18 protein-coding genes and 2 pseudogenes are annotated in these 23,259 nt (G+C 68.1%); 8 read left to right on the top strand and 12 right to left on the bottom strand.

The window, feature by feature from the left end:
• Positions 1 to 66: 66 nt before the first annotated feature.
• From cydC to QAD21_RS04305, 5 genes are all read right to left on the bottom strand, one after another.
• Positions 67 to 1,779: a thiol reductant ABC exporter subunit CydC gene (gene cydC, locus QAD21_RS04325; RefSeq protein WP_068972213.1), complete on the bottom strand. Its 1,713-nt coding sequence runs from the start codon at positions 1,777 to 1,779 to the stop codon at positions 67 to 69.
• Complete coding sequence (cydD, locus tag QAD21_RS04320; RefSeq protein WP_068972214.1) at positions 1,769 to 3,490, bottom strand: thiol reductant ABC exporter subunit CydD; 1,722 nt, start codon at positions 3,488 to 3,490, stop codon at positions 1,769 to 1,771. The genes cydC and cydD overlap by 11 nt, the downstream gene beginning before the upstream one ends.
• Complete coding sequence (gene cydB, locus QAD21_RS04315; RefSeq protein ID WP_065629163.1) at positions 3,487 to 4,569, bottom strand: cytochrome d ubiquinol oxidase subunit II; 1,083 nt, start codon at positions 4,567 to 4,569, stop codon at positions 3,487 to 3,489. The genes cydD and cydB overlap by 4 nt, the downstream gene beginning before the upstream one ends.
• A 12-nt stretch (positions 4,570 to 4,581) precedes the next feature.
• Entirely contained in the window at positions 4,582 to 6,165 is a 1,584-nt protein-coding gene (locus QAD21_RS04310) for a cytochrome ubiquinol oxidase subunit I (protein ID WP_065629162.1), read from the bottom strand.
• Between the two features lie 226 nt (positions 6,166 to 6,391).
• On the bottom strand, positions 6,392 to 7,261 hold the full coding sequence (locus QAD21_RS04305; protein WP_280360559.1) for an aminodeoxychorismate lyase: 870 nt from the start codon (positions 7,259 to 7,261) through the stop codon (positions 6,392 to 6,394).
• A 58-nt stretch (positions 7,262 to 7,319) separates the two neighbouring features.
• Between QAD21_RS04305 and QAD21_RS04300 the strand changes: the two are divergent.
• From QAD21_RS04300 to QAD21_RS04290, 3 genes and pseudogenes are all read left to right on the top strand, one after another.
• Positions 7,320 to 8,503: pseudogene (locus QAD21_RS04300) on the top strand (folate-binding protein).
• A gap of 8 nt (positions 8,504 to 8,511) precedes the next feature.
• Positions 8,512 to 9,177 (top strand): MOSC domain-containing protein, encoded by a 666-nt coding sequence (locus QAD21_RS04295; protein ID WP_068972215.1) that lies wholly within the window; start codon positions 8,512 to 8,514, stop codon positions 9,175 to 9,177.
• Positions 9,178 to 9,271: 94 nt separating this feature from the next.
• The gene (locus QAD21_RS04290) at positions 9,272 to 9,451 is read left to right on the top strand and encodes a DUF3073 domain-containing protein (protein WP_083229484.1); all 180 of its coding nucleotides are present in this window, start codon (positions 9,272 to 9,274) and stop codon (positions 9,449 to 9,451) included.
• 195 nt (positions 9,452 to 9,646) lie between these two features.
• Here QAD21_RS04290 and QAD21_RS04285 read toward each other — a convergent pair.
• Together QAD21_RS04285 and QAD21_RS04280 are read right to left on the bottom strand one after the other, a co-directional pair.
• Positions 9,647 to 10,968, bottom strand: a pseudogene (locus QAD21_RS04285) (ISL3-like element ISPfr2 family transposase).
• Positions 10,969 to 11,605: 637 nt separating this feature from the next.
• A complete protein-coding gene (locus QAD21_RS04280) occupies positions 11,606 to 11,917 on the bottom strand; it encodes an antibiotic biosynthesis monooxygenase (RefSeq protein WP_048547633.1) in 312 nt (103 codons plus the stop codon).
• A 108-nt stretch (positions 11,918 to 12,025) separates the two neighbouring features.
• Here QAD21_RS04280 and QAD21_RS04275 point away from each other — a divergent pair, with 108 nt between their 5' ends.
• Positions 12,026 to 12,967 carry a helix-turn-helix domain-containing protein gene (locus QAD21_RS04275; RefSeq protein WP_003941078.1) on the top strand — a complete coding sequence of 314 codons (942 nt, stop codon included), beginning with the start codon at positions 12,026 to 12,028 and terminating at the stop codon, positions 12,965 to 12,967.
• Between the two features lie 485 nt (positions 12,968 to 13,452).
• On the opposite strand, the gene purM is transcribed toward QAD21_RS04275, so the two are convergent.
• The 3 genes from purM to QAD21_RS04260 all read right to left on the bottom strand — a co-directional run bounded on the left by purM (position 13,453) and on the right by QAD21_RS04260 (position 16,826).
• Positions 13,453 to 14,559 carry a phosphoribosylformylglycinamidine cyclo-ligase gene (purM, locus tag QAD21_RS04270; protein WP_065629158.1) on the bottom strand — a complete coding sequence of 369 codons (1,107 nt, stop codon included), beginning with the start codon at positions 14,557 to 14,559 and terminating at the stop codon, positions 13,453 to 13,455.
• Between the two features lie 97 nt (positions 14,560 to 14,656).
• Positions 14,657 to 16,267 carry an amidophosphoribosyltransferase gene (gene purF, locus QAD21_RS04265; RefSeq protein WP_065629157.1) on the bottom strand — a complete coding sequence of 537 codons (1,611 nt, stop codon included), beginning with the start codon at positions 16,265 to 16,267 and terminating at the stop codon, positions 14,657 to 14,659.
• 151 nt (positions 16,268 to 16,418) lie between these two features.
• Positions 16,419 to 16,826: a sterol carrier family protein gene (locus QAD21_RS04260; RefSeq protein ID WP_068972216.1), complete on the bottom strand. Its 408-nt coding sequence runs from the start codon at positions 16,824 to 16,826 to the stop codon at positions 16,419 to 16,421.
• Positions 16,827 to 16,881: 55 nt separating this feature from the next.
• On the opposite strand from QAD21_RS04260, the gene QAD21_RS04255 reads away from it, so the two are divergent.
• From QAD21_RS04255 to QAD21_RS04245, 3 genes are all read left to right on the top strand, one after another.
• Complete coding sequence (locus QAD21_RS04255) at positions 16,882 to 18,390, top strand: glutamate--cysteine ligase (RefSeq protein ID WP_068972217.1); 1,509 nt, start codon at positions 16,882 to 16,884, stop codon at positions 18,388 to 18,390.
• 65 nt (positions 18,391 to 18,455) lie between these two features.
• On the top strand, positions 18,456 to 18,578 hold the full coding sequence (gene ykgO, locus QAD21_RS04250; protein WP_033205406.1) for a type B 50S ribosomal protein L36: 123 nt from the start codon (positions 18,456 to 18,458) through the stop codon (positions 18,576 to 18,578).
• A gap of 365 nt (positions 18,579 to 18,943) precedes the next feature.
• Positions 18,944 to 20,563 carry an HNH endonuclease signature motif containing protein gene (locus QAD21_RS04245; RefSeq protein WP_280360558.1) on the top strand — a complete coding sequence of 540 codons (1,620 nt, stop codon included), beginning with the start codon at positions 18,944 to 18,946 and terminating at the stop codon, positions 20,561 to 20,563.
• A gap of 43 nt (positions 20,564 to 20,606) precedes the next feature.
• Here QAD21_RS04245 and QAD21_RS04240 read toward each other — a convergent pair whose 3' ends face one another.
• Positions 20,607 to 21,686 (bottom strand): diacylglycerol kinase, encoded by a 1,080-nt coding sequence (locus QAD21_RS04240; RefSeq protein ID WP_068972219.1) that lies wholly within the window; start codon positions 21,684 to 21,686, stop codon positions 20,607 to 20,609.
• A 302-nt stretch (positions 21,687 to 21,988) separates the two neighbouring features.
• Here QAD21_RS04240 and QAD21_RS04235 point away from each other — a divergent pair, with 302 nt between their 5' ends.
• Positions 21,989 to 22,855, top strand: a complete 867-nt coding sequence (locus QAD21_RS04235; protein ID WP_068972232.1) for a glycerophosphodiester phosphodiesterase family protein — start codon at positions 21,989 to 21,991, stop codon at positions 22,853 to 22,855.
• Here QAD21_RS04235 and QAD21_RS04230 read toward each other — a convergent pair.
• Complete coding sequence (locus QAD21_RS04230) at positions 22,841 to 23,197, bottom strand: DUF2752 domain-containing protein (RefSeq protein ID WP_068972231.1); 357 nt, start codon at positions 23,195 to 23,197, stop codon at positions 22,841 to 22,843. The genes QAD21_RS04235 and QAD21_RS04230 overlap by 15 nt on opposite strands.
• Positions 23,198 to 23,259: the final 62 nt, after the last annotated feature.

Here is a 23,259-nt window from a genome sequence, read left to right as displayed (position 1 = left end):
CGACGAGCCACGAAGGGCCTGGTGAGGCACGCTGCGGAGCCCTTCGTGGCTCGCTTCGCTCGCACCTCAGGGAGCAGAAAGGGGCCGGCCCGCCAATTCGAGGACCTCCACCGCACCGGTATCGGCCGGTGGCTGGTGCGTCACCACGACGACGATGCGGTCGGGCCCGAACAGGTCCCGCTCGATCCCCAGGAGGCGCCGCAACAGCTCGTCGGAGTCCGCCTCGTCGAGATGCTCGGTCGGTTCGTCGAGCAGGACGACCGGCGCGGGATGCAGCAGTGCGCGGGCGAGCAGCAGTCGCCGCCGCTGCCCGCCGCTCATCGCATCGGCCCCACCGGTGAGGACGGTGTCCAGACCGTCGGGAAGTGCTGCGGCCCAGCGCTGCAGCCCGGCGGCCGCCAGCGCGGTGTCGATCTCCTCGTCGGTGATGTCACCGCGGGCGACGCGCAGGTTCTCGCGGACCGACGTCGAGAAGATGTGCGCCTCCTCGGCGAAATAGCATCCCGCCGAACGTAACCCGACGATCGAACCGTCGCCGACGTCGACCGCCTCGACGTCCCCGGCCATCGGCGGCAACAACCCGGCGAGGGTGAGGAGCAGCGTCGACTTCCCCGCCCCGCTCGGGCCGGTGACCACCAGACGCGAACCAGGTCGCAGGTCGAGATCCACGCCCGCCGCGGGACCGAGGACCTCCCGATCCCGGTGTCCCCAGCGCAAGCCCGTGGTCCTCAGGCGCACCGGAGACCGATACACCTCGGCGTCGGTTACATCGACTGTTCCGTCGGCGTGCGCCCCGTCCACCAGCGCCATGAGCCGGGCCGCACTCTGTCGGCTCCGCTCGATCTGCAGCCCGGCCTCGGTGAGCGGCGCGGTGGATTCGAAGGCCGACAGCGGCAGCAGGACGAGCACACCGAGGATCATCGGCGTCAGTCCAGCCCCCGAACTCACCCCGGCGAGCGAACCCGAGGTCGCCGAGGCCAATTCGACGGCGATGACGCATGCCGCGATCAGCGACGCACCCAATGCCAGCGGAGTCGCCGCCGCGGCGGATGCCTGCCACCGGATACCCCGGTCCGTGGCGTCGAGATGGCGGCGATCCGCCGCTGCGGCCGCTGCCAGCGCGTGATGGCGTCTGCGTGCGACGACGAGTTCAGGCGCGTGCCACAGCGCCGTCGTGGCGGCCTCCGTGGCCTCGGACGCGGCCTGCGCGCCGTCGCGGATCGACCGGGCACCACCGCGTGCGGCCAGCCACGGCGCCACACCGCCGCTGACGGCCAGCGCGAGTGCGAGCACCACGGCCGCGGGCACCGAGACCAGCGCCATCACCACCACTGCCGCAAGCGATGTCGTGGCACCGATGCCGATCGGGATGAGGCCGCGGATGAGGGCGTTCCCGATCTCGTCGACGTCGTCACTGGTCCGGTTCAGCAGTTCACTCCGCCGCAGCGTGACCGAATAACCCGGTGCGCCCGACGCCAACGCCGTGTACACCCGTTGCCGCGCGGTGGCCATGGCCTGCAGAGCGAGATCGTGGGTCGCCAGCCGTTCCAGATAGCGGAACACACCGCGCGAGATACCCAGCGCCCGGACCGCGGTGATCGCGACCGACAGGTACAGCACCGGCGGCATCTGCCACGCACGGGTGATGAGCCAGGCCGACAGCGCCGCCAGGAAGAGGGCCGAGAGCGAGCCGCCGACACCGAGCGCGAGCGCGGTGAGCGCGGGACGCCGGCGCAGGCCGAGGAAGCCCAGGGCCCGGATCAACGGATCACCGCGCATGGTCCACCTCCTCGGCCGTGCCCGCGGCTGCTGTGCCGGTGGCCGCCGGGAAGTCCACCACCCGGTCCGCGTACTCGCGGGCGACTCCCCGGTGCGCCACCACGACGACGGTGTCCCCGGCCCGAGCGCGATCGCGGAGTGCGGCGAACACGTCGCGCTCGGACGCCTCGTCGAGGTGGGCGGTCGGTTCGTCGAGCAGCAGCAGCGGCGCCGGCGAGGCGAGGACTCGGGTCAGGGCGAGGCGTTGCCGTTGTCCCGCGGAGAGCCCGACCCCGCCGGTTCCCAGCACCGTGCCGAACCGGACCGGCAACTCGCCCAGGACCGCGGCGAAGCCTGTTGCCGTGGACACCGATTCGAAGGCGTCGCGGTCCAGCGCGCCGAGCAGCTCCAGGTTCTCGGCGACCGTGCCCGGCACGATCACCGGTTGCTGGGGCAGCCAGGCGATCTGTTCGTGCAGCGCCGCCGGATCGGCCTGGGCGACGGGGATGGACCCGATCAGCACCGATCCCGCGTCCGGAGCGAGCAGGCCCATCATCGCCGCCAGCATCGTCGACTTGCCCGACCCGTTCGGTCCGGCGAACACGGTCAGCGCCCCGGGTTCGATCGTCGTGCGGAGGCACTCCGGCGCCCATCCGTCGCGCCCGTGGATGCCGACGTCGAGCACGGTGATCGGTTCGCCTGCGACGCTGACCCCACGATTCCCGGTGGCGGACAGCGTGGCCGCCTCAGACTGCGGTGTGATGAGCTCGAAGACCTGCTCGGCTGCGGTGAGGCCGTCGGTGGAATTGTGGAACTGCATGCCGACCCGACGCAGCGGCAGGTATGCCTCCGGCGCCAGGATCAACGCGAAAACTCCTGCGTACAACGACATCTCGCCATAGACCAGACGGAGACCAATCCCCACGGCGACCAGTGCGACGCAGAGCGTGGCCAGTAACTCGAGGACGGCGCCCGACAGGAACGCGACCCGCAGCGAACTCATCGTGCTGCGGCGGTGGGCTTCACCGAGTTCACCGACCCGAACCGCCGGGGCGCCGGCCCGGTTCAGTGCGCGCAACGTCGGCAATCCGGCGATGAGGTCGAGGAGCTGGGCACTCAGCCGGCTCATCGTCGCCAGCTTGCGTGTGGTGCGATCGCGCGTCATCAGTCCGACGAGCACCATGAACAGCGGGATGAGGGGCAGGGTGACGAGGATGATGAGCGCCGACGGCCAGTCGGCGAACGCGATGACCACCGTGACCGTCGGCGTCAGAACCGCCGCGGCCACCAGGGCCGGTAGGTAGCCCGACAGATACGGCCCAAGGGCGTCCAGCCCGCGCAGGAGGACAGTGCTCGCGTGTTCGCGGATCGCCGTCAGCGATCGCGGCGACGTGCGGGCCGGATCGGTGAGGACATCGAGGGCCTCGGCACGCATCTCCGCGATCGCACGCTCGGCGGCGCGGTGCGCGTATCGGTCGTGTCCGTATGCCATCGCGGCCCGGGCCGCCAGTGCTGCGGCCAACACGGTCAGGTGAACGCCCTGCGCGGCGAACGACCGCGCCCCGGGCGACACGATCAGTTCGGAGACGATCGACGCCACCATCGCGGCCACCACGATGATCGCGACCACCTCGGCCACCGCGAACGCCGCGGTGACCCCGACATACCGCCGCGTCGTCGGCGAATACCGCAGCAGCCGGGGGTCGAGCGGAGGCCGGGCGGTGCGTCTCACTTGCTCGGGATTCGCAACGACGGAAGTCCGGCCGGGTCCGGGATGTGCGCGACCGACAGTCGCTTTCGGAACACCCAATAGGTCCAGGCCTGGTAGCCCATCACCACCGGGGTGATGAGCACGGCCGCCCACGTCATGATCGTGAGGGTGTAATCGCTCGACGACGTGTTCTCGATGGTGAGGTTCCACTGCGGATTCAGGGTCGACGGAATCGTGTTCGGGAAGAGCACGGCGAACAGCGTGGCGACCGTGCCGGCGATCGCGATGCAGGTGAACATGAATGCGTAACCCTCGCGGCGGATCTGGGTGGCGGCCACCATGCCCACCGCGGCGACGGCGGCGATGAGCACCGGAATCCAGGTCCACGAGCTGCCGTAGGCGAACTGGGTCCACAGCAGGAACACGGCGGCCACGATCAGTGTCGGCCAGGCCAGCCGGGCAGCGTAGCGAGCCGAATCCTCCTGCAGCACACCGGAGGTCTTCAGCGAGATGAACACCGCCCCGTGGGTGAGGAACGCGAGCAGGGTCGTGGCGCCGCCGAGCAGGGCATACGGGTTGAGGAGGTTGAAGAACCCACCCGTGTACTGGGCGTCAGCGTCGATCGGGAGCCCGCGCACGATGTTGGCGAACGCCACACCCCACAGGATCGCCGGAATCCACGAACCCAGCCCGATTCCGACGTCGCACCACACGCGCCAGCGGGGGTTGTTGATCTTGCCCCGCCACTCGATCGCGCAGACCCGCACGATGAGCCCGATGAGGATGAGGAACAGCGGTAGGTAGAACGCACTGAACATGGTTGCGTACCAACCGCCGAAGGCCGCGAACAACGCCGCACCCGCGGTGATGAGCCAGACCTCGTTGCCGTCCCAGACCGGGCCGATGGTGTTGAGGAGCGCGCGGCGCCGTTTGTCGGGGTCGGCTTCGGGATCGTCGGCGGCGACCTTGTCGTCGCCGCCGGTGTGACTCGAACCGAGGATCGGCATCAGCATGCCGACACCGAAATCGAAGCCCTCCAGTACGAAATACCCGACGAACAGGAACGCGATGACCAGGAACCAGATTTCTTCGAGACTCATGAGCACGCTCCTCTAGTACGCGAACGAGAGCTGTTTGGGTTCATCGGAATCGGACTCGTCGTCGTCGGTGTGGCCCGGCGGTCGCGCATCGTGTGCGGCCGGGCCCTCGATGACATAGCGCCGCTGCAGCATGAACCACACGATGCCGAGGGCACCGTAGAGCAGCGTGAAACCGATCAGCGTGACGAGCACGGTGCTTGCCGAATGGTTGGACACACCGTTCTGCACCAGCATGCTGATCCGGAGCGGGTCGAGGTCGTCCTCCCAGTTGGGCGCCACGACCCACGGCTGGCGTCCCATCTCGGTGAAGATCCAGCCGGAACTGTTGGCCAGGAACGGCGTCGGGATCATCAACAGGGCGATGAAGCCGAAGCGTCTGGATTCGACCACCCGCTTACGGCGCGTGAACCACAGTCCGCCCAAGGCCACGACCACCGAGCCGAGCGCCCAGGTGATCATCGCCCGGAAGCCCCAGTAGGTCACGAAGAGGTTGGGTGCGAAGTTCTGGTTCGCCGGCACGTTCGGCTGTCCGGCGAAGGCCCGGGTGTACTGCTCCTGTAGTTCCTCGACGCCCTGCAGAGTCGAATCGAAGTCGTGATTCGCGAGGAACGACAGCATCTTCGGGATCTCGATGACGTGTTCGATGTTCTCGCAGTTGTTCTGGCGGCCGATCGACAGAACCGAGAAACCCGGACCCGTCTCGGTCTCGCACAGCGACTCCGCGGACGCCATCTTCATCGGCTGCTGTTTGAACATGATCTGCGCCTGGAGGTCCCCGGTGATGAACAGCGCGACACCGGAGACGATGGTGATCCACAACGCGAGTCTCGTGACCGGCCGCCAGAGGTCGCGGGCGTCCTTCTCGAGGTCCTCGGGTGTGGCGTCGACGTGGCTCGGCGAGGTGCTGTCCGGGATCTCGGACAGGTCACCGGTGTCCGCGGCCTCGCGGATCTTCTTGGCCCGCCATGAGTTCCGCGCCATCCACCAGATGCCGATGGCCGCGACGAAGGTACCGGCGGTGAGGAAGGCGCCGGCGATGACGTGCGGGAAGGCCGCCAGGGTCGTGTTGTTGGTGAGCACCGCGACGAAGTCGTTCATGGCAGGCCGGCCGCGTTCGTCATCCCATGTGACGCCGACGGGGTGCTGCATCCACGAGTTCGCGGCGATGATGAAATACGCCGACGCGTTCACACCGATGGCGGCCAACCAGATACAGGCCAGGTGCACGCGGCGCGGCAGGCGGTCCCAGCCGAAGATCCAGAGCCCGATGAACGTCGATTCGAGGAAGAAGGCGACGAGACCCTCCAGGGCCAGTGGCGCGCCGAAGACATCGGCGACGAACCGGCTGTACTCGCTCCAGTTCATGCCGAACTGGAACTCCTGGACGATGCCGGTCGCGACACCGAGCGCGAAGTTGATCAGGAAGAGCTTGCCGAAGAACTTCGTGGCGCGCAGCCACTGCTCGTTGCCGGTGACATGCCACACCGTCTGCATCACCGCGATCATCGGCGCGAGGCCGATCGTCAACGGCACCAGGATGAAGTGGTAGACGGTCGTGATCCCGAATTGCCATCTGGAGACGTCCAGAGCGTCCATATCGCCTCGAATCGAGTTGCCGGCCCCCGGGCTGCGGGGGCAAGGTCGAAACCTGCCGGGTACCTACTACTAGCGGTAGTAGTAGGTCGTAGGCGCGACGTTACGCCTGGTCACCGGGCCCTTACAAGCGCCAAAGGTCCCGCCGACCAGTTCGAAGCGGTGTCTTCCCTCTCACCCACGCGGGTGTGTGCCCCAGGCGGACGAGATCAGGTGGGGGTGACCGGGATCAATTGTCGTCCACCGAGATGGCCCGGTCGACCAGATCGGTGAACTTCGCGGCGTCCGCGGCGAGCGGCATCACGTACCGGTTGAGATGGGTGACCCGCGCCGCGAGGGTCACGCTGCTCACCAGCCAGACCGAGTCGGCCGCCACCAGATCCTCGGGCCGTAGGACGTCGGTCTTGGTCGTCCAACCCTCCTGTTCCGCGACATCGAAAACCGCACGCACGGTGGTCGACTCGAGAATCCCGATCTCGGTCGGCGGTGTGACCAGGGTGTCGGAGTACACGGCGACGACCGTGGCTCGGGGCCCTTCGAGGACGGCGCCCTCGCTGCTGACGAAGATCACGTCGTCGAAGCCCTCGGCCGACGCGTGGCGCAGGGCCGCCATGTTCGTGGCGTAGCTGAGGGTCTTCGCGCCGAGGAGCTGCCAGGGCGCCGTGGCGGCGAGGTCGATCGAGAAGCCGCGAGCGAGGGTGACCACCCGGACACCGTCCGCACGCGCCGCCGACACCCGGTCGGGCACCGCGTCGACGGTGACGTACGCGGTCGGCGCCGAACCGTGCTCGCGTCCGCGGGAGTAGACGAACCGCAGCAGTGCCTCACCCGACGACCCGTGCTTCTCCGTCCACGCCTGCGTCGCGGTCTCGATCACCGCCCGCCACTCGTCGAGATCGGGCTTGTCGAGTTCCATCGCGGCCGCACTCCGGGCCAGTCGCTCGAGATGCAGTCGGACGCATCGCGCCCGGCCGCCGCGCACGAGAAGCGTCTCGAAGATGCCGTCACCGCGCACCGCGGCCAGGTCGTCGGCGTGGAGGAAGGGAGCGTCGGCATCGTGTCGGGTGCCGTCGAGGGAGACAAGGATCGAATCCGCCATGGATAGAAGGTTGTCATGCGTCGCAGCCCCGCGCCGAATCGACCCGTAGAATCGACGCGTGAGCCGCTCACCCATCCTGACCAGGCATTCCGAGGGCGGGGCGGTGCCCGGCCCCGGCGACCTCCTCTCCGCCGACACCGCGTGGCACTACGGCGACCCCCTCGGCGAACAACGAGCCGCACAACGTGGCGTGATCATCGCCGACAGGTCCGACCGCGCCGTTCTCGAGATCGCCGGCGCCGAACGCCTGACCTGGCTGCACACCATCAGCAGCCAGCACATCGCCACCCTCGCCGACCGGTCGAGCGCCGAAGACCTCTCTCTCGACCTCAACGGTCGTGTCGAAGAGCATTTCGTCCTCACCGACATCGACGGCGTGACGTGGATCGACACCGAGGGTTCGCGCGGCGGACCGCTGCTCGACTTCCTGACCAAGATGGTGTTCTGGGCCAAGGCCGAACCCGCCGCGCGTGCGGACATGAAGGTCCTGACGCTGATCGGGCCCGGGGCCCTCGACGGTCCGGTCGCTGATCTCCTGGAGATCGGCGCGGACGCCGTCGTGTACCAGGCGGGCGGGTTGCCCGAGTCGCACCACGAGGACGAACCGCTCGGCTTCTGGCGGCGCATGCCCCCGCTCGGCGAGGACCGGGACCTGCCGGTCGTCGACCTCGTGGTGCCCGAGTACGTGCTGACCCGCTGGTGGGACACGCTGTCCGAGGCCGGCGCGCGAATGGCCGGCAGCTGGGCTTTCGAAGCCCTGCGCGTGGCCGCCCGCCGACCCCGGCTCGGCGCCGACACCGACGAACGCACGATCCCGCACGAGGTCGACTGGATCGGCGGTCCGGACGAGTTCGGCGCGGTCCACCTGGACAAGGGTTGCTACCGCGGCCAGGAGACCGTCGCCCGCGTACACAACCTCGGCAAGTCGCCTCGACGGCTGGTCCTGCTGCATCTGGACGGGAGCGTCGACGAGCGACCCGTCCCCGGCGACCCGGTCACCGTCGGCGGACGAACCGTCGGCCGGGTGGGCACGGTCGTCGACCACCATGAGTGGGGTCCCATCGCGCTGGCACTCGTCAAGCGCAACGTCGGCGCGACGTGGAGTTGTCGGTCGGGGCCGAGTCCGCCGTCAGCGCGCGGATCGATCCGGATTCGATTCGCGACGACGATCGGGTCCAGGCGGGACGCGCGGCCGTGGAACGACTCCGCAGCGGTTCGGCGGCGCCGGGACGCAACGGTTGAGCACGGGTGTGGTGCTGGCCGTGTGCGCGGCCGGCGACGACGTGATCCTAGAGGGCATCGGCCCCTCCGCCATCGACAAGCGGCCCCGCAGAGGGCGCCTCGACGTCGACGAACTCGGTCTCGTCGACGACCACGTGGGTAACAAGCGACACCACGGCGGCGTCGATCAGGCGGTGTACGCCTACGCCGATCCCGAGGCGCGCCGATGGGCCGACGAGCTCGGACGTGAGCTTCCTTACGGATGGTTCGGGGAGAACCTGCGCATCGACGGGATGGCGGTCACCGATGCGGTCGTCGGGGAGCGATGGGAAGTCGGCACCGACGGGCCGGTCCTCGAGGTGACCATCCCTCGCGTCCCCTGCAAGACCTTCGCGGTGTGGGCGGGTGAGCCACGCTGGATGAAGCGGTTCCTGGCGCAGGCAGATTTCGGCACCTACCTGCGCGTTGTCCGCAACGGCACGGTGGCGCAGGGCGATCGGATCACCGTCGTTTACCGCCCCGGTCACGGTGTGCGATCACGTGATCTGCTCGCCGGCGGTGACGTCGAGGCGATCCGGTCGTTGCTCGCGCAGGACGATCTACCCGCGAAGGTCCGCCGCGAGGCGACCAAGATGGTGAACAAGTCGGAAAGACGCGTCGGCGCGGCAACACAGGGTGGACAACACAAATCCTAGAGGCGCGCTAGACTGGTCCCCACGACAGAATTACTTCAAGAGAACGGGGCCGCCAATTGTTTGGCCGCCCCGTCATTGTGCGAGGGGGTCCCATATGGGCCGCGGCCGGGCAAAGGCAAAGCAGACGAAGGTTGCACGTCAGCTGAAGTACTCCACTCCGAACACCGACCTGGAAAGCTTGCAGCGTGAGCTCTCCGGACAGGGCGATCCGGTTGTAGAACGACCGGATCCGGTGGACGACTGGTTGGACGAAGAGGAGTGGCGACGCGCTTGACGCGCACACTCTTCGGGCGTTGATCTCTCGACGCCCGGGATCACCCCACATTCTCTCCGCATGAGCGGACCCGCGGCGACGCGGGACCATGATTTCGTACGCACCACCCGTTTCTGATGGGTGGTGCGTGCTCATACGCACGTTCCGGGGTGATCCCGCCATGAAAGACACCGACGCCCGCCGAGGGAATCCGGCTCATCCCAATCGGGGGTGTAGGAGTTGGGGTCTGAAGCCGCCGGTCTCGAGCAGGCTTCGGGCGATGTAGTTGGTCAGGTTGCGGAACCCGAGTGCGGAGCCGCGCAGGTGTTCGAGCCGTCCGTTGAGCGCCTCGGTCGGCCCGTCGCTGGTGCCGGGTCGTTCGAAGTAGGCGAGCACGTCAGCGGCTCGCTTCTTCAGGGTCCGGCCCAGGGTGGTGAGCTCGGTGAGCACCTTGGGGACGCCGGCGCTGAGGTCGGTGATCAGCTTCTCCATGAGCTCGCGGCCACGTTGCCGGTCCTCGTGGCGATAGGCGGCGATCATGCGCTGGTAGACACCCCAGGTCGCCTCGACCTCGACGTGAGCGTCATCAACGAACAGCGCGCGTAGCCTGTCGCTCTGCTTGTCGGTGAGCAGGTCCTCGCCGGTGTGCAGCGTGCGCCGCGACTTGTAGAGCGGGTCGTCCCTGAACCCACGGTGCCCGTGGATCGCGAGTTGGACCCGGCGCCGGCACCTGTCGAGGGCGTCACCGGCCAGGCGCACGACGTGGAAGGGATCCATCACCGTGACCGCGTCCGGGATCTCCTCTGCAGCGGCGGTCTTGAACCCGGTGAAGCCGTCCATCGCGACCACCTCGACCACGTCACGGAAGGCGTCGTCGCGGTCGGCGAGCCAGGTCTTGAACGCCGCCTTCGACCGGCCCTCGACCATGTCCAGCAGCCTTGCTGGCCGGCGCCATCGCGGACCGGGGTGAGGTCGATGATCACGGTGACGCACTTGTCGCCACGCCTGGTGTGGCGCCAGACGTGCTCATCGACGCCAATGACCTTCACGCCCTCAAACCGCGTGGGGTCGTTGATCAGCAGCCGCTTGCCTTCAGCCAGGACCGCGTTGGCGGTGTCCCACGCGACCCCGAGTCCCTCGGCGACACGGGCGACGGTGAGGTGTGCGACCACGATCCCTTCCAGCGCCCACCGCAGCCCGGTGCGCGAGAGCTTCGCGCGTGGCTCCGCCGCGGCGCTGGTGTCTTGGCGCCACACGTGTCCGCAGTCGGCACAGCGGTAGCGGCGCACTACAACTTCCAGCACGGTCGGTCGCCAGCCCAGCGGCTCGTGGGCCAACCGCCGGATCACGGTGTCACGAGCAGCGCCTTCGCGGCCGCACCGTCGGCACCACTGATCTGGTTCCACCACGCGGCACGCGAGGACCGCACGATCCGGTTCAAGCCGTTGTCCGGTCACGCTCAGACCGAGGCCGTCGAGTCGAGCGAAGGCGGTCAGGTCTGGGCGGCCGAAGCCGGCCGGCGGGGTAGCGTCGGACACGTCGAGGTCTTTCGGATGGAAGGCGTAGGAACCTCCGTCGTCGGGAGACCTCGACGTCTATCTCCGGACCGACGCGCTCGGCCGACCTACACCGTCATCTGAGAAGACCCCTGAAACGTCTTCGACGACGACGGGACCGGCGAGGAGGAGGGCGCGGTTAGCTAAAGGAATGGAGCTTGCTCGGCTTCGACGCCGCCGCAAGCTCCGGTGAAACGGTCGGTACTGGTCGGTCGTCGTCGGTCACCACCGGATGGCGGCGTCCCCCACGCTCGGCGTTTGCGCAGGTCAGCGGCTCGTTCGCCCAGTGGGCGCATCAAGCGATAGACGCAAAGCCGACGTGATTAGGTCGTCGGTTCGATTCCGACAGGCGGCTCCGGCGAACAGCCCCTGACCTGCGGAAACGCAGGGCAGGGGCGATTCGGTTCTGGTGGTCGCGCGATGCGCTGGCCTCACGGCTCTGCCCGACACCGACGTCGCTCTCCTCTGCGACGGACCCCTCGCCGGCTGAGCGCTCGCGGCCGGCATCCTGTCCGTGTGCCGATAGGCCTCGCACCGCTCGGCAACGCAGCGTGGCGTTGCGTTGCGTCGCGACCTGGCGACGGCTCGGCGGGGCGCGATCGTCTAGTGCGTTGGCGGACTACGGGAGCTTGGACGCGAGGACGTCGGCCGGAAGGATCTCGGGTGCTGCGCCGAGGAGGTGCTGGTTGGCCATCAGGGCTGCGACGATGGCGCCGTTGGCGTGGGCGTCGCGAGCGGCCTCGTCAGGGAATGCATCGAAGATCCAGAAGGTGTCGGCGTGGGTCCTGACCGCGAACCAGACAATCGTTCCTACTTCTTCGTTGGCGAGCGCGACAGCGCCGGCGAGCAGATCGGCGAGCGCGTCGTGCTGTCCATCGGCTGCGACGATCTTGGCGACGAAGGCATACGGAAGTGATGCGGGTGTGGACATGAGGGGTTCTCCTAGGTGTCGAGGTTTCTTGGTGAAGCGAGTTCAGCGTATGGCGAGCAAGGGCATGTGAGAAGTGGCGTATACGGCAGTATTGCTATTGTTCGCGCCATGCGTATCGGACTGATCGCGATCGACGGCTGCTTCGGTTCGGCTGTCGCGTCGGTCATCGACATCGTGCGGGTGGCCGACGGAGCCCGCGGCGATGTCGACCCGCGGATCGACCCGATCGAACTCGCCATCCTCGGACCGAAACGGAGAGTGACCACGACGGCATCGATGACCCTGTCGGTGGACCACCCGCTGTCGGAGTCCGCAGAGTTCGACGTGGTCGTCGTCCCTGCGCTTGGAACCCTCACGGCCGCCGCTACCAACGACGCCCTCCAGAGCCGAGATGCTCGTTCGGTCATCGCCTCGCTCGGGCGCCTCGACGACGCGACCACCCGGATCGCCGCGGCGTGCACCGGCGTGTTCGCTGTCGCCGAGACCGGACGGATGCATCATCGGCGGGCGACGACCAGCTGGTTCCTGGGGCCGGAGTTCCTGAAGCGCTATCCGACCGTCGCCCTCGATCTCGACACCATGGTCGTGGTCGACGGGAACCTCGTCACCGCCGGCGCCGCGTTCGCCCACATCGACCTCGCGCTCTCACTCGTGCGATCGATCAGCCCCGACCTGGCCCAACATGTCGCCAAGCTCCTCATCATCGACGAGCGTCCGTCGCAGGCGGCCTTCGTCGCCTACGAACATCTTCGGCACGAGGACCCGATCGTCGTCGAGTTCGAACGCTTCGTGCGCGCCCGCCTGGACGAACCGTTCAACGTCGCCTTCGTCGCGCAGTCGCTCGGCACCAGCCGGCGCACCCTCGAACGACGAGTCCGTGCGGCGCTCAACCTCACTCCGCTCGGCTTCGTCCAACGGCTTCGCATCGAACGAGCTCGGCACCTCTCAGCAACCACGGACCTCACCTCCGCCGAGATCGCGCTACGGGTCGGCTACGCGAACGCCGAGACTCTGCGCTCCCTCCTGCGTAGGGAGCGACGCCGTTCCTGACCTATCGCCATGCCTGTAGCCGGTGTCCTAAGTGCTCGACTGGAACCACCTCTCAGCACGTCGCGTCGACGCTCCTGCGTCGCCCCTGGACGACCCACTCGACACGCCCGCAGCACAGGCCATGTGACGTGTCGAGGCTTCCCGGACGGTCGGGGTTGGGTGGCTGTGATGTCGCTGCGTTCTCGTCGAGGGGGTCAGCAGACTCGATCAGGGTCGATTGGGATGAGACGCGAAGGCGGTCAGGTCAGGGCGGCCGAAGCCTGCCGGCGGGGTAGCGTCGGTCACGTCGAGGTCTTTCGGATGGATGGCGTAGGAACCTCCATCGTCGGGAGACCTCGACGTCTACCTGCGGACCGACGCGTTCGGCCGACCTACACCCTCATCTGGGAAGAGCCGGGGAATCCCTCCGGCGGGCGTCGGTGTTGTGTGTGCGGCTGCTCCCCCGCTCCAATGTTCCTGCGAGAGTTGCGGATTCACCGATCGCGCTAGAAGCGCGGGTGCTCCCCGAGCAGGGTGACGCGAGAGTCGTTGTCCGAGCGGTCACTCGCGCGCTTGACGGTGCCGAGGACCCAGTTGTCGACGTGCCGTGCCGTCAGCACGGCCTGCGCGCGGTCGGTGTCCTCCGGCGCGACGACCGCCACCATGCCGACGCCCATGTTGAAGGTGCGTTCCATCTCGAGCTGTTCGACCCGGCCGCGCTGACCGATGAGCGCGAAGATCGGGGCCGGCGTCCACGTGTTGCGCTCGAGCTCGGCCACCAGCCCGTTCGGGATCACACGCGCGAGGTTCTCGGCGAGGCCGCCGCCGGTGATGTGCGCGAATGTACGCACGTCAGCCTCGGCGATCAGGGCCAGGCAGTCGCGGGCATAGATCCGGGTCGGCTCGAGCAGCTCCTCGCCCAGGGTGCGACCGAACTCCTCGACATGACCGAACAGGTCCATGTGACCCCACTCGAGCAGCACCTTGCGGGCGAGCGAATACCCGTTGGAGTGCAATCCCGACGACCCCATGCCGATGACGACGTCGCCGGCGCGGACGCGGTCCGGGGTGAGCACGTTGTCGGCTTCGACGACACCGACCGCGGTGGCGGACATGTCGTAGTGGTTGTCCTGCATCAGGCCGGGGTGTTCGGCGGTCTCGCCGCCGAGCAGGGCGCAACCGGCTTCGACGCAGCCGTCGGCGATGCCGGCGACGATCTGGGCCACCGTCTCGGGGACCACCTTGCCGACCGCGATGTAGTCCTGCAGGAACAGCGGCTCGGCGCCGCAGACGACCAGGTCGTCGACACACATTGCGACGAGATCGCGGCCGACGGTGTCGTGCTTGTCGATGGCCTGTGCAACGGCGAGCTTGGTGCCGACGCCGTCGCTGGCAGCGGCCAGGACCGGCTCCCGATAGTTGCCCTTGAGTGCGAACAGACCGGAGAAACCGCCGATCCCGCCGAGAACCTCCGGGCGAGACGCACGCTTGGCATGGGGCGCGATGAGTTCCACAGCCCGCTCACCGGCGTCGATGTCGACCCCGGCCGCCGCATACGACGCCGGTGTCGAGCTCCCGGCCGTCTCGTCGGCAGCAGCATCCCGCTCCGTCATCACCGCAGCACTCCCGTTCCAGAAAATCTCGGTCGAACGTTGTTTCCGGCGTGTTCGCCGACGGGTCATACGGTACCGGAGGGCCTACGGCACGAAATCAGGGCCGCATGACCGCGCTGACGTTGTCGTTCGGCTGGGTCAGCGGGTCCACCGAGCGGTCGCCGGCCGCGCTCGCCAGCATCTGTTCGAGGACCGCCTTGCCCATCGAGGTCTCCTTGGGCAGCTCGATCGGGTACTTGCCGTCGAAGCACGCAGCGCAGAGGCTCGACGCGGCCTGCCCGGTCGAGTTGATCATCTCGTCGATGCTGATGTACCCCAGCGAATCGGCACCGATGGCCTGCCGGACCCCCTCGACCATTCCGGCCTCGGACTCCATGCCGTTGGCGATCAGTTCCGCCGGGGACGCGAAGTCGATCCCGTAGAAGCACGGCCACCGGACCGGGCTCGACGCGATGCGGACGTGCACCTCGGCGGCACCGGCCTCGCGCAGCATCCGGATGAGCGCGCGCTGGGTGTTGCCGCGCACGATCGAGTCGTCGACGACGACGAGCCGTTTGCCGCGGATCACCTCGCGTAACGGATTGAGCTTTAGGCGGATACCGAGCTGGCGGATCGTCTGCGACGGCTGGATGAAGGTACGGCCGACGTAGGCGTTCTTCATCAGTCCCTGGCCGTACGGAATCCCGGATTCCTGGGCGAACCCGACGGCCGCCGGCACGCCCGACTCCGGTACCGGGATGACCAGGTCACCGTCGGCGGGGTGTTCCTTGGCGAGTCGGCGACCGATCTCGACGCGGGTCGAATGCACCGAACGACCGTGGATCACCGAGTCGGGACGGGCGAGATAGACGTATTCGAAGACGCAGCCGCTGGGGGTCGGCTCGGCGAAGCGCGTGCTGCGCACGCCGTCGGCGTCGATGGCCAGGAGCTCGCCCGGCTCGATGTCGCGGACGAACGACGCACCCACGATGTCGAGGGCGGCGGTCTCCGAGGCGACGACCCAGCCGCGGTCGAGGCGGCCGAGTGACAGCGGGCGCACACCGTGCGGATCGCGCGCGGCGTAGAGCGTGTGCTCATCCATGAAGGTCAGGCAGAACGCGCCCTTGAGGGTGGGCAGCAGTTCCATCGCGGCCTGCTCGATCGAGCTGTCCGCGGCGCCGTGCGCGAGGAGCGCACCGACGACATCGGAGTCCGACGTCGCCGCCGAACTCTTGATCCCCTGCTCGCGTGCACGCGCCGCGAGGTCCGCGGTGTTGACCAGGTTGCCGTTGTGGCCCAGGGCGACGCCGGTCCCGGCGTCGGTGGTGCGGAAGATCGGCTGCGAGTTCTCCCAGGTCGTCGAGCCGGTGGTGGAGTACCGGCAGTGGCCGATCGCCACATGCCCGCTCATCGCACCCAGGGTCTGCTCGTCGAAGACCTGGCTGACGAGTCCGAGGTCCTTGAACACGACCACCTGGCTGCCGTCGCCGACGGCGATGCCCGCGGCTTCCTGGCCGCGGTGCTGCAGGGCGTAGAGGCCGTAGTAACTCAGCTTGGCGACGTCCTCGCCGGGCGCCCAGACACCGAAGACACCGCATTCCTCACGCGGTTCGTTCTCGAGATCGTCCAGCGGGGCCGGATTGATCGCACCCGAGCCGCGTGCGGAGCATCCGCCCGCCGGCGTCGTGGCAGCGAGCAGGTTCATGTGGGCGATCGAATGATCAGGCATCGACTAGCTCCCTGGGGCTGCGAATCGGTCCGTCGAGTGGGCTGGGAGACACGCGTGAGTTTACGGGTCGGTCGGCTCCCGATGCGAATCTTCCAGCGGTGTCGACCGGCGGGTCATTCCCGACGCCCCGGTCGAGTGATGCATCACACTCCTACTCCCGGTCGCCCGGCGGGCCGATCGGGATGAGCGGCAGCAGGTCGGCGATGAGTGCCGCGCGATGCCCGGACGCATCCACCAGGCCCGCGGCGAGGGCGTCGTCGTAGGTGAGGACACCGGTGACGAGGAGCAGCCAGGTCCGCGGCGCCATCTCGACGACGTTCGGCGGCGTTCCGCGGGTGTGACGGGGACCTTCGATGCACTGGACCGCGACGAACGGGGGCATCCGGACCTCGACCGAGTTCCCGGGGGCGAGCTGCTCGAGTGTCCGGGCCGATCGACGGACGGCGTCGGCGAGGGCGGCGCGTCCCGGGGTCGGCACGGTCGGGTCGACGAGCCAGTCCGAGACGGCCAGCACCGCGGCCCGGACCTCGGCGGGGTCCACTCTCCTGCGTGGTGGCACCCGGCCATCTTCGCAAGGGGGTTCGCGCCGATGCGGATCGGGCAGTATTGACCGCATGGGAGCCGAGGTGTCCAAACAGCAGTTCACCGGCGAGGACCGGGTTCGTTTCCGGCGTCAGGTGGGTCGCGGCACGGAAGCGATCGCGCGGATGCTCGCCGACGGGCTGTTCACCGATCAGGGCCGTCCGCCGAAGCCGTTGCTCGGCATGGAGGTCGAACTGAACCTCGTCGACGAGGACATGCAACCCGCGATGGCGAACGCCGCCGTCCTCGAGGCGATCGCCGATCCGGACTATCAGACCGAACTCGGCCAGTTCAACATCGAGATCAACGTCTCGCCGCGACCGTTCACGACCGACGATACGATCTCGCTCGAGCAGGCGTTGCGGACGTCGCTCAACCGGGCCGAGCAGCGGGCCGCACAGACGTCGAGCCACCTGGTCATGATCGGCATGTTGCCGACACTGAAGTCCGAACACTTCGCGCATCACTGGATCTCGGCGAACCCGCGCTACGACCTGCTGAACGAGCAGATCTTCGCCGCCCGCGGCGAGGATCTCGAGATCGACATCACCGGCGTCCCGCTGACCGATGGACACCACACCGAGCACCTGCGCACCTCGACCGATTCGATCCTGCCCGAGGCGGCCTGCACCTCACTACAGCTTCACTTGCGGGTGGCGCCGGAAGACTTCGCCTCGCACTGGAATGCGGCACAGGCCATCGCCGGGGTGCAGGTCGCCCTGGCCGGGAACTCGCCCTTCCTCGCCGAGACCGCGTTGTGGCACGAGAGCCGCATCCCGGTCTTCGAACAGGCCACCGACACCCGGCCGCTGGAGCTGAAGAACCAGGGTGTCCGGCCGCGAGTGTGGTTCGGAGAGCGGTGGATCAACACGATCTTCGACCTCTTCGAGGAGAACACGCGCTATTTCCCCGCGCTCCTCCCCGTCTGCACCGACACCGACCCGCTCGCCGAGCTCGACGACGGACGCATCCCCACCCTCGACGAACTGCGTCTGCACAACGGGACCGTCTACCGCTGGAACCGTCCGGTCTACGACATCCACGAGGGACAGGCCCACCTGCGCGTCGAGAACCGCGTGCTGCCCGCCGGTCCCACGGTCGTCGACACGATGGCCAACGCCGCGTTCTACTACGGCGTCGTCCGGGGCCTCGTCGAATCCGACCGGCCGCTGTGGTCGCGGATGTCGTTCAACGCCGCCGCCGAGAACCTGCAGTCCGGCGCCCGCACCGGCATGGAGTCGCAGCTCTACTGGCCCGACGTCGGCTGGGTGCGACCCGACGAACTCGTCCTGCGCCGGCTGCTCGTGCTCGCCGAGGACGGTTTGCAGCGGTTCGGCGTCTCCGACAAGGCCCGCAAGCGCTACCTGTCGGTCATCGAGGGCCGCTGCATCTCCCGCCAGACGGGATCGGTCTGGCAACGCCAGGCGGTCGCGGCCCGCGAACGCGCGGGCGAGAGCCGGACACAGGCGCTGCACGGGATGCTCCGCGACTACGTCACCCAGATGCACGAGGGCGAGCCGGTGCACACCTGGGAGGTCTGACACCCGCCTCGGCGCTCGTCGACGGACCTGCTTTAATGGAAACAATTTCCATTAAGGAGGCTCCGTTGAAGGTCCGTGCATCCATCCGGTCGTTGAAGAACCAACCCGGTTCACAAGTGGTCAAGCGCAAGGGGCGCATCTACGTGATCAACAAGGGCAACCCCAGATTCAAGGCGCGCCAGGGCTGATCGTCGAGCACTCGCCGCCCAGAATGCTATCGTCGCGGCCGAGCAACTCCGCTGGAAACGACATTCGTGCTGCGACTGCAGCATCAGGGTCCCCGCGTCGACGGGCGGCGTCGAGTAGTCACACAGACGGCAGGAACTGCGCGCTCAACTCGAGGCGCGGCCTGCCGTCGTGGCGATGATGCCGCCCGACCCAGACAACGTGGTCGTCGTCCCGCGAGATCCTACCGGCGCCCACCGACAAGTTCCCGCAACGCAATGACTCTGATTCATATTGCCGGGCAATTGTTTTCGTGGCTAGACCCGCCGGACTCGTGTACACTCGAACGTACATTCGCTGCAACGGTTCTCGGGGGGAGGTCACCGTCATGTCCGGCATCACACACACCGACGACGCGTCCGTGCCGGCTCCCCGGGTGGTCGAGTTGGTGGCTGATCTGCATCGCACCCTGGACAAACTGCAGTCGGTGGATTTGTCGCCGTGTACCGATGCCGAACTGGCCGAGGTGGCCGCGGAGACCGAACGCGCCATCGCGCGTCTGACCGTCGCCGGAGACCGGCAGATCGATCAGGTCGAGGCCCGCGACCTGCCCCGCAAGGCCGGCTGCCGCACCCTGATGCAGTTCATGACACATCGGCTACGGGTGTCGAACCCGATGCGCCGCCGTAAGCAGATGGACGCCACCGCCCACCGGACCAGCCTCGGCGGCGAGGTCCTCCCACCCGAATACCCCTGCCTCGCCGAATCTTTCGCACAAGGCGCAGTCGGCACCGCCCACGTACAAGCCACCCTCGACGTCCTCGACCGCATCCCGGGCACCATCGACCACGACATCAAGGTCGCCGCCGAACGACAGATGGCCGAGATCGCCGAAGCCCACACCCCCGCCGAGATCACCCAACTCGGTGCCCGCCTGCTTGCCCACCTCGACCCCGACGGCACACTGACCGACGACACCGACCAGAAACGACGCCGCGGCCTGTGGATCGGTCGGCAACGCGCCGATGGCACCGCCAAGATCTCCGGCACCCTGACACCCGCACTCGCCGCCCGACTCACCATGATGTTCGCCGTCTGGGGCAAACCCGGACTCAACAACCCCGACGACCCCGCCTCACCCAGCGGACCGGCCGGAGCCGCCGACCCCGAAGCCCTCACAGCCGCAGCCGACCGCGACGGCCGCACCCTCGCCCAGACGAATCACGACGCCCTCGACGCCGCCCTGGCCGCAGGCTTCGCCGACGGGACTCTCGGCACCTCGCACCGAGGCCTGCCCGTGCAACTGATCGTCAAAGCCGACCTCGGGGACCTGATCCGAGAAGCCGGACTCGCCACCACCGCCACCGGCACCCTGCTGCCCATCCGGGACCTGATCGCGATGGCCGGTGAGGTCCAGCCGTGGTTGGCGATCTTCAAAGACGCCACCACCGTCCCCCTACATTTCGGGCGCGGCAAACGCCTCGCGACCCGCGAACAACGCCTCGTCTCGTTCGCCCGCCCTGACGGGGAGGTGTGCTCGGCTCCCGGTTGCGATCAGCCCGCCACCCAGGTCGACATGCATCACGCCCAGAAGGACTGGGCCAAAGGCGGTCTCACCGACATCGACGACCTCGCACCGGCCTGTCCCCGACACAACCGGATGGTCGGCGACCAGCCCGGCCAATACACAACACGGGTAGTCCGCGACGGACCCGACGAAGGCCGCTGCGCCTGGCGACTCAACGCCGAACCCGGCGCGCCACCCAACCCCGAACACATCAACCGCCGACCCGACATACCCAAGCGGTTGCAGGCCCACCTAGAACAGGTGCGGCGAGAGATCCACGGACGCACCACGTCCGGCGATGAGCCACGCCCACATGACGCGCGCCGATCATGGTTGAAAACCAGCCACGTCATCGACGTCCGACCACCCCGCCCAGGACCACGCACACCCAGGCCGTCCCTCGTCGAAGCACACCTCATGGAGTTACTCGCCAGTCGATGACTCGCGCCTGTCGGATCACATCGCCCGCCGTCGTCGAGCGCGGCTACTTCTGCACGAAGAGCCCCCGACCCGTCACGAGCGGGAGGTCGAGCGCGGTGACCAGGCCGGGTTTCGCATCGACAACCGCCGCAACGGAATTGACTAGACGCATCGCGGTGACGATCATGCCGGAGACGTTGTGGTCGCCGTTCTCGCCGTGATGCCCGAACTCGACGGTCATCTCGGGTTCTCCGGAGATGCTGATGCGATAGCAACCGTCGCCCTCGTGCGGGGTAGGCCAGTCCGGGCATTGGTCGGGATGGGTGCGCGTGTAGTGCTCCAGCACAACGCGATCCACGCCGTCGACCTGGCCGACGACCTCGAAGCGCACCGCGGCCATCGTGCCCTCGGGGATCTCGACGGAGACCGTGGAGTAGTCACGATCGGCCGCCACCCGATCGACGCGTTCGACAAGCGGCTCGTCGAGCACGAGGTCGAGGCCCGCGGCGATCTGTCGCACGACACTCCCCCACCCCATCGACAGGATGCCCGGCGCGAACAGCAGCGGCGTGGCGTCCAGTGGTTGCCCGAAGCCGAACAGGTCTCGCATGACGACCGGCTGGTAGTAGGTCGAGTAGTCGGCGATCTCCTGACAGCGGATCTCGTCGATGCGCTGGGAGAGACTCGTCATCGCCAGCGGCAGTGCGTCATTCGCGAAACCCGGGTCGATGCCGTTGACGTGGAGGCTCGCGCCACCCGCCGCACCCGCGGCGGCGATCCGATCCAGCAGCGAGTCGGGCAGGATGCCATGGGGGAACTGCAGGACCACCGGTCCGCTCGACACCACGTTGATCCCGTTCTCCACGAAGTGGATGAGGTCCTCGATCGACTCCAGCACGCGGTCGTCGGTCATCGCGGTGTGCACGATGCAGTCGGGTTTCAGGGCGATCAGCGCGTCGCGGTCGCCGGTCGCCGCGACACCCAGCTCACGGTCGAGCCCGGCGAGTTCGCCGGCATCCTTGCCGACCTTGGCGGGGTCGGACACCCACACACCCACGAGTTCGAGGTCGGGCCGGGCGTCGATCCCGGCGATGGCATGTCGTCCGACGGTTCCGGTCGACCACTCGACCACGCGCAATGTCATGCGATCCAAACTAGAACACGTTCCAACTTCGCCGTGCGGATTCGGCGAGATGCGCCTCGCCAGTGGTGTGTCTCGGAAATAGGTGGCCGGTATCCGGTGGAGCGATCGGTGGTCTGGCAAGGCGGAGGAGGGAGGGATAGCGGAGCTATCTCGACCGACGACAACGCAGCCAGGCGCCGATCGAGCGCTGGAGACCAGTCGTTTATTTCCGAGGCACACCACTAGAGTCGGGAGCTGTGACCGCGACGTCGCCCCCGGACCCCGCCGCCCCGATCCACATCGACCACGACGGCCATCGGACGATGCTCAAGTGGCACCGCGGCCGGCGGCGCGCCGACGACACGGCGTTCACCTCGACCCGGATCGTCGAGGGCATGCGGCTCGGCGCGAGTGTCGAGATCGATCTGGTGATCCACGCCGAGCGCGGTTTCGCCGTCCTGCACGACCGCACGGTCGACCACGCCACCACCGGCACCGGCGCGGTGTCCGCGCTCCCGGTGTCGTATCTGCGGGAACTGTCCCTGCGGGACAACCGCGGCCGGCCCGTCGACGAGCACGTCCTCCTGCTCGAGGACCTGACCGAACTCTTCGACGGCGTCGACATCGCGCCCACCGCGTCCCTCCAGCTCGACTTCAAGGAGGACGACGCCGCGCTCGATCCCGAGGCCGTGGCGGTGTTCGCCCGCAGTGTCGCACCCCACGCTCGGCACTACATCTTGTCGTGCGGCGACGCCGCGGCGGTCGACACGTTGACCTCGGCCGCACCGGGCATCCGGATCGGTTACGACCCTTGCCATCACGGTGCCGCCGACGCGGCGATCCGCTCCGGGGATTTCGACGGCTTCGTCGATCGCGCGGTGGCGGCATCGCCGAAGGCCGAGATGGTGTACCTGGAGAACCGGCTGATACTGGCGGCCGACCACCGCGGCCACGACCTGATCGGCGCGTTCCACGAGCGCGGTCGGCTCGTTGACGGGTACACGGTGACGCGGGTCGGACCGCGCGTCATCCCGGACATCAGGCGACTGCTGGAGTTACGGGTCGATCAGATCACGACCGATGATCCCGAGGCCCTGGCGACGCTCGACCTCGACGCCCCCGCACGCGATCCCGGTTCGCGCCTGGTGCGCTGGATCCGCGGCGGCACCCGACGCTCAGACGTGCAGTGACCATAACGGTTCGACGGGGATGTTGCGGACGACGAACCAGGCAAGCACGACCACCAGCACGACGACCCCGGAGTAGCGGAGGTGCTGCCAGCTGCGAACCCGGCGGCCGGTCCACAGTCGCAGGCAGTACGCGCCGAAGGCGAAGAGCAGCAACCCCATCGCGAGCACGCCGAGGGCGTTGTAGTGCAGCGCCGCCGGGACATCGCCGTGCAGCAGCGAGTAGATCGCCCGTAGCGACCCGCAGCCCGGGCACGTCACCCCGAAGATCAGCTTGGTCGGACAGACCGGCAGGGCACCGCCCGGTGTCGTCGGATCGGCGAACCACACGGCCGCGCAGACCATCCCGGTCCCGGCGACGACCGTCGCCGGACCGAGGTACCGATGCTTCGAAAGGGCCGACACCC

Origin of the sequence: Gordonia sp. SMJS1, from assembly GCF_029866425.1 — a bacterium.
Lineage (GTDB): Bacteria > Actinomycetota > Actinomycetes > Mycobacteriales > Mycobacteriaceae > Gordonia > Gordonia hongkongensis.
This window is presented reverse-complemented; position numbering and strand designations above follow the sequence as displayed.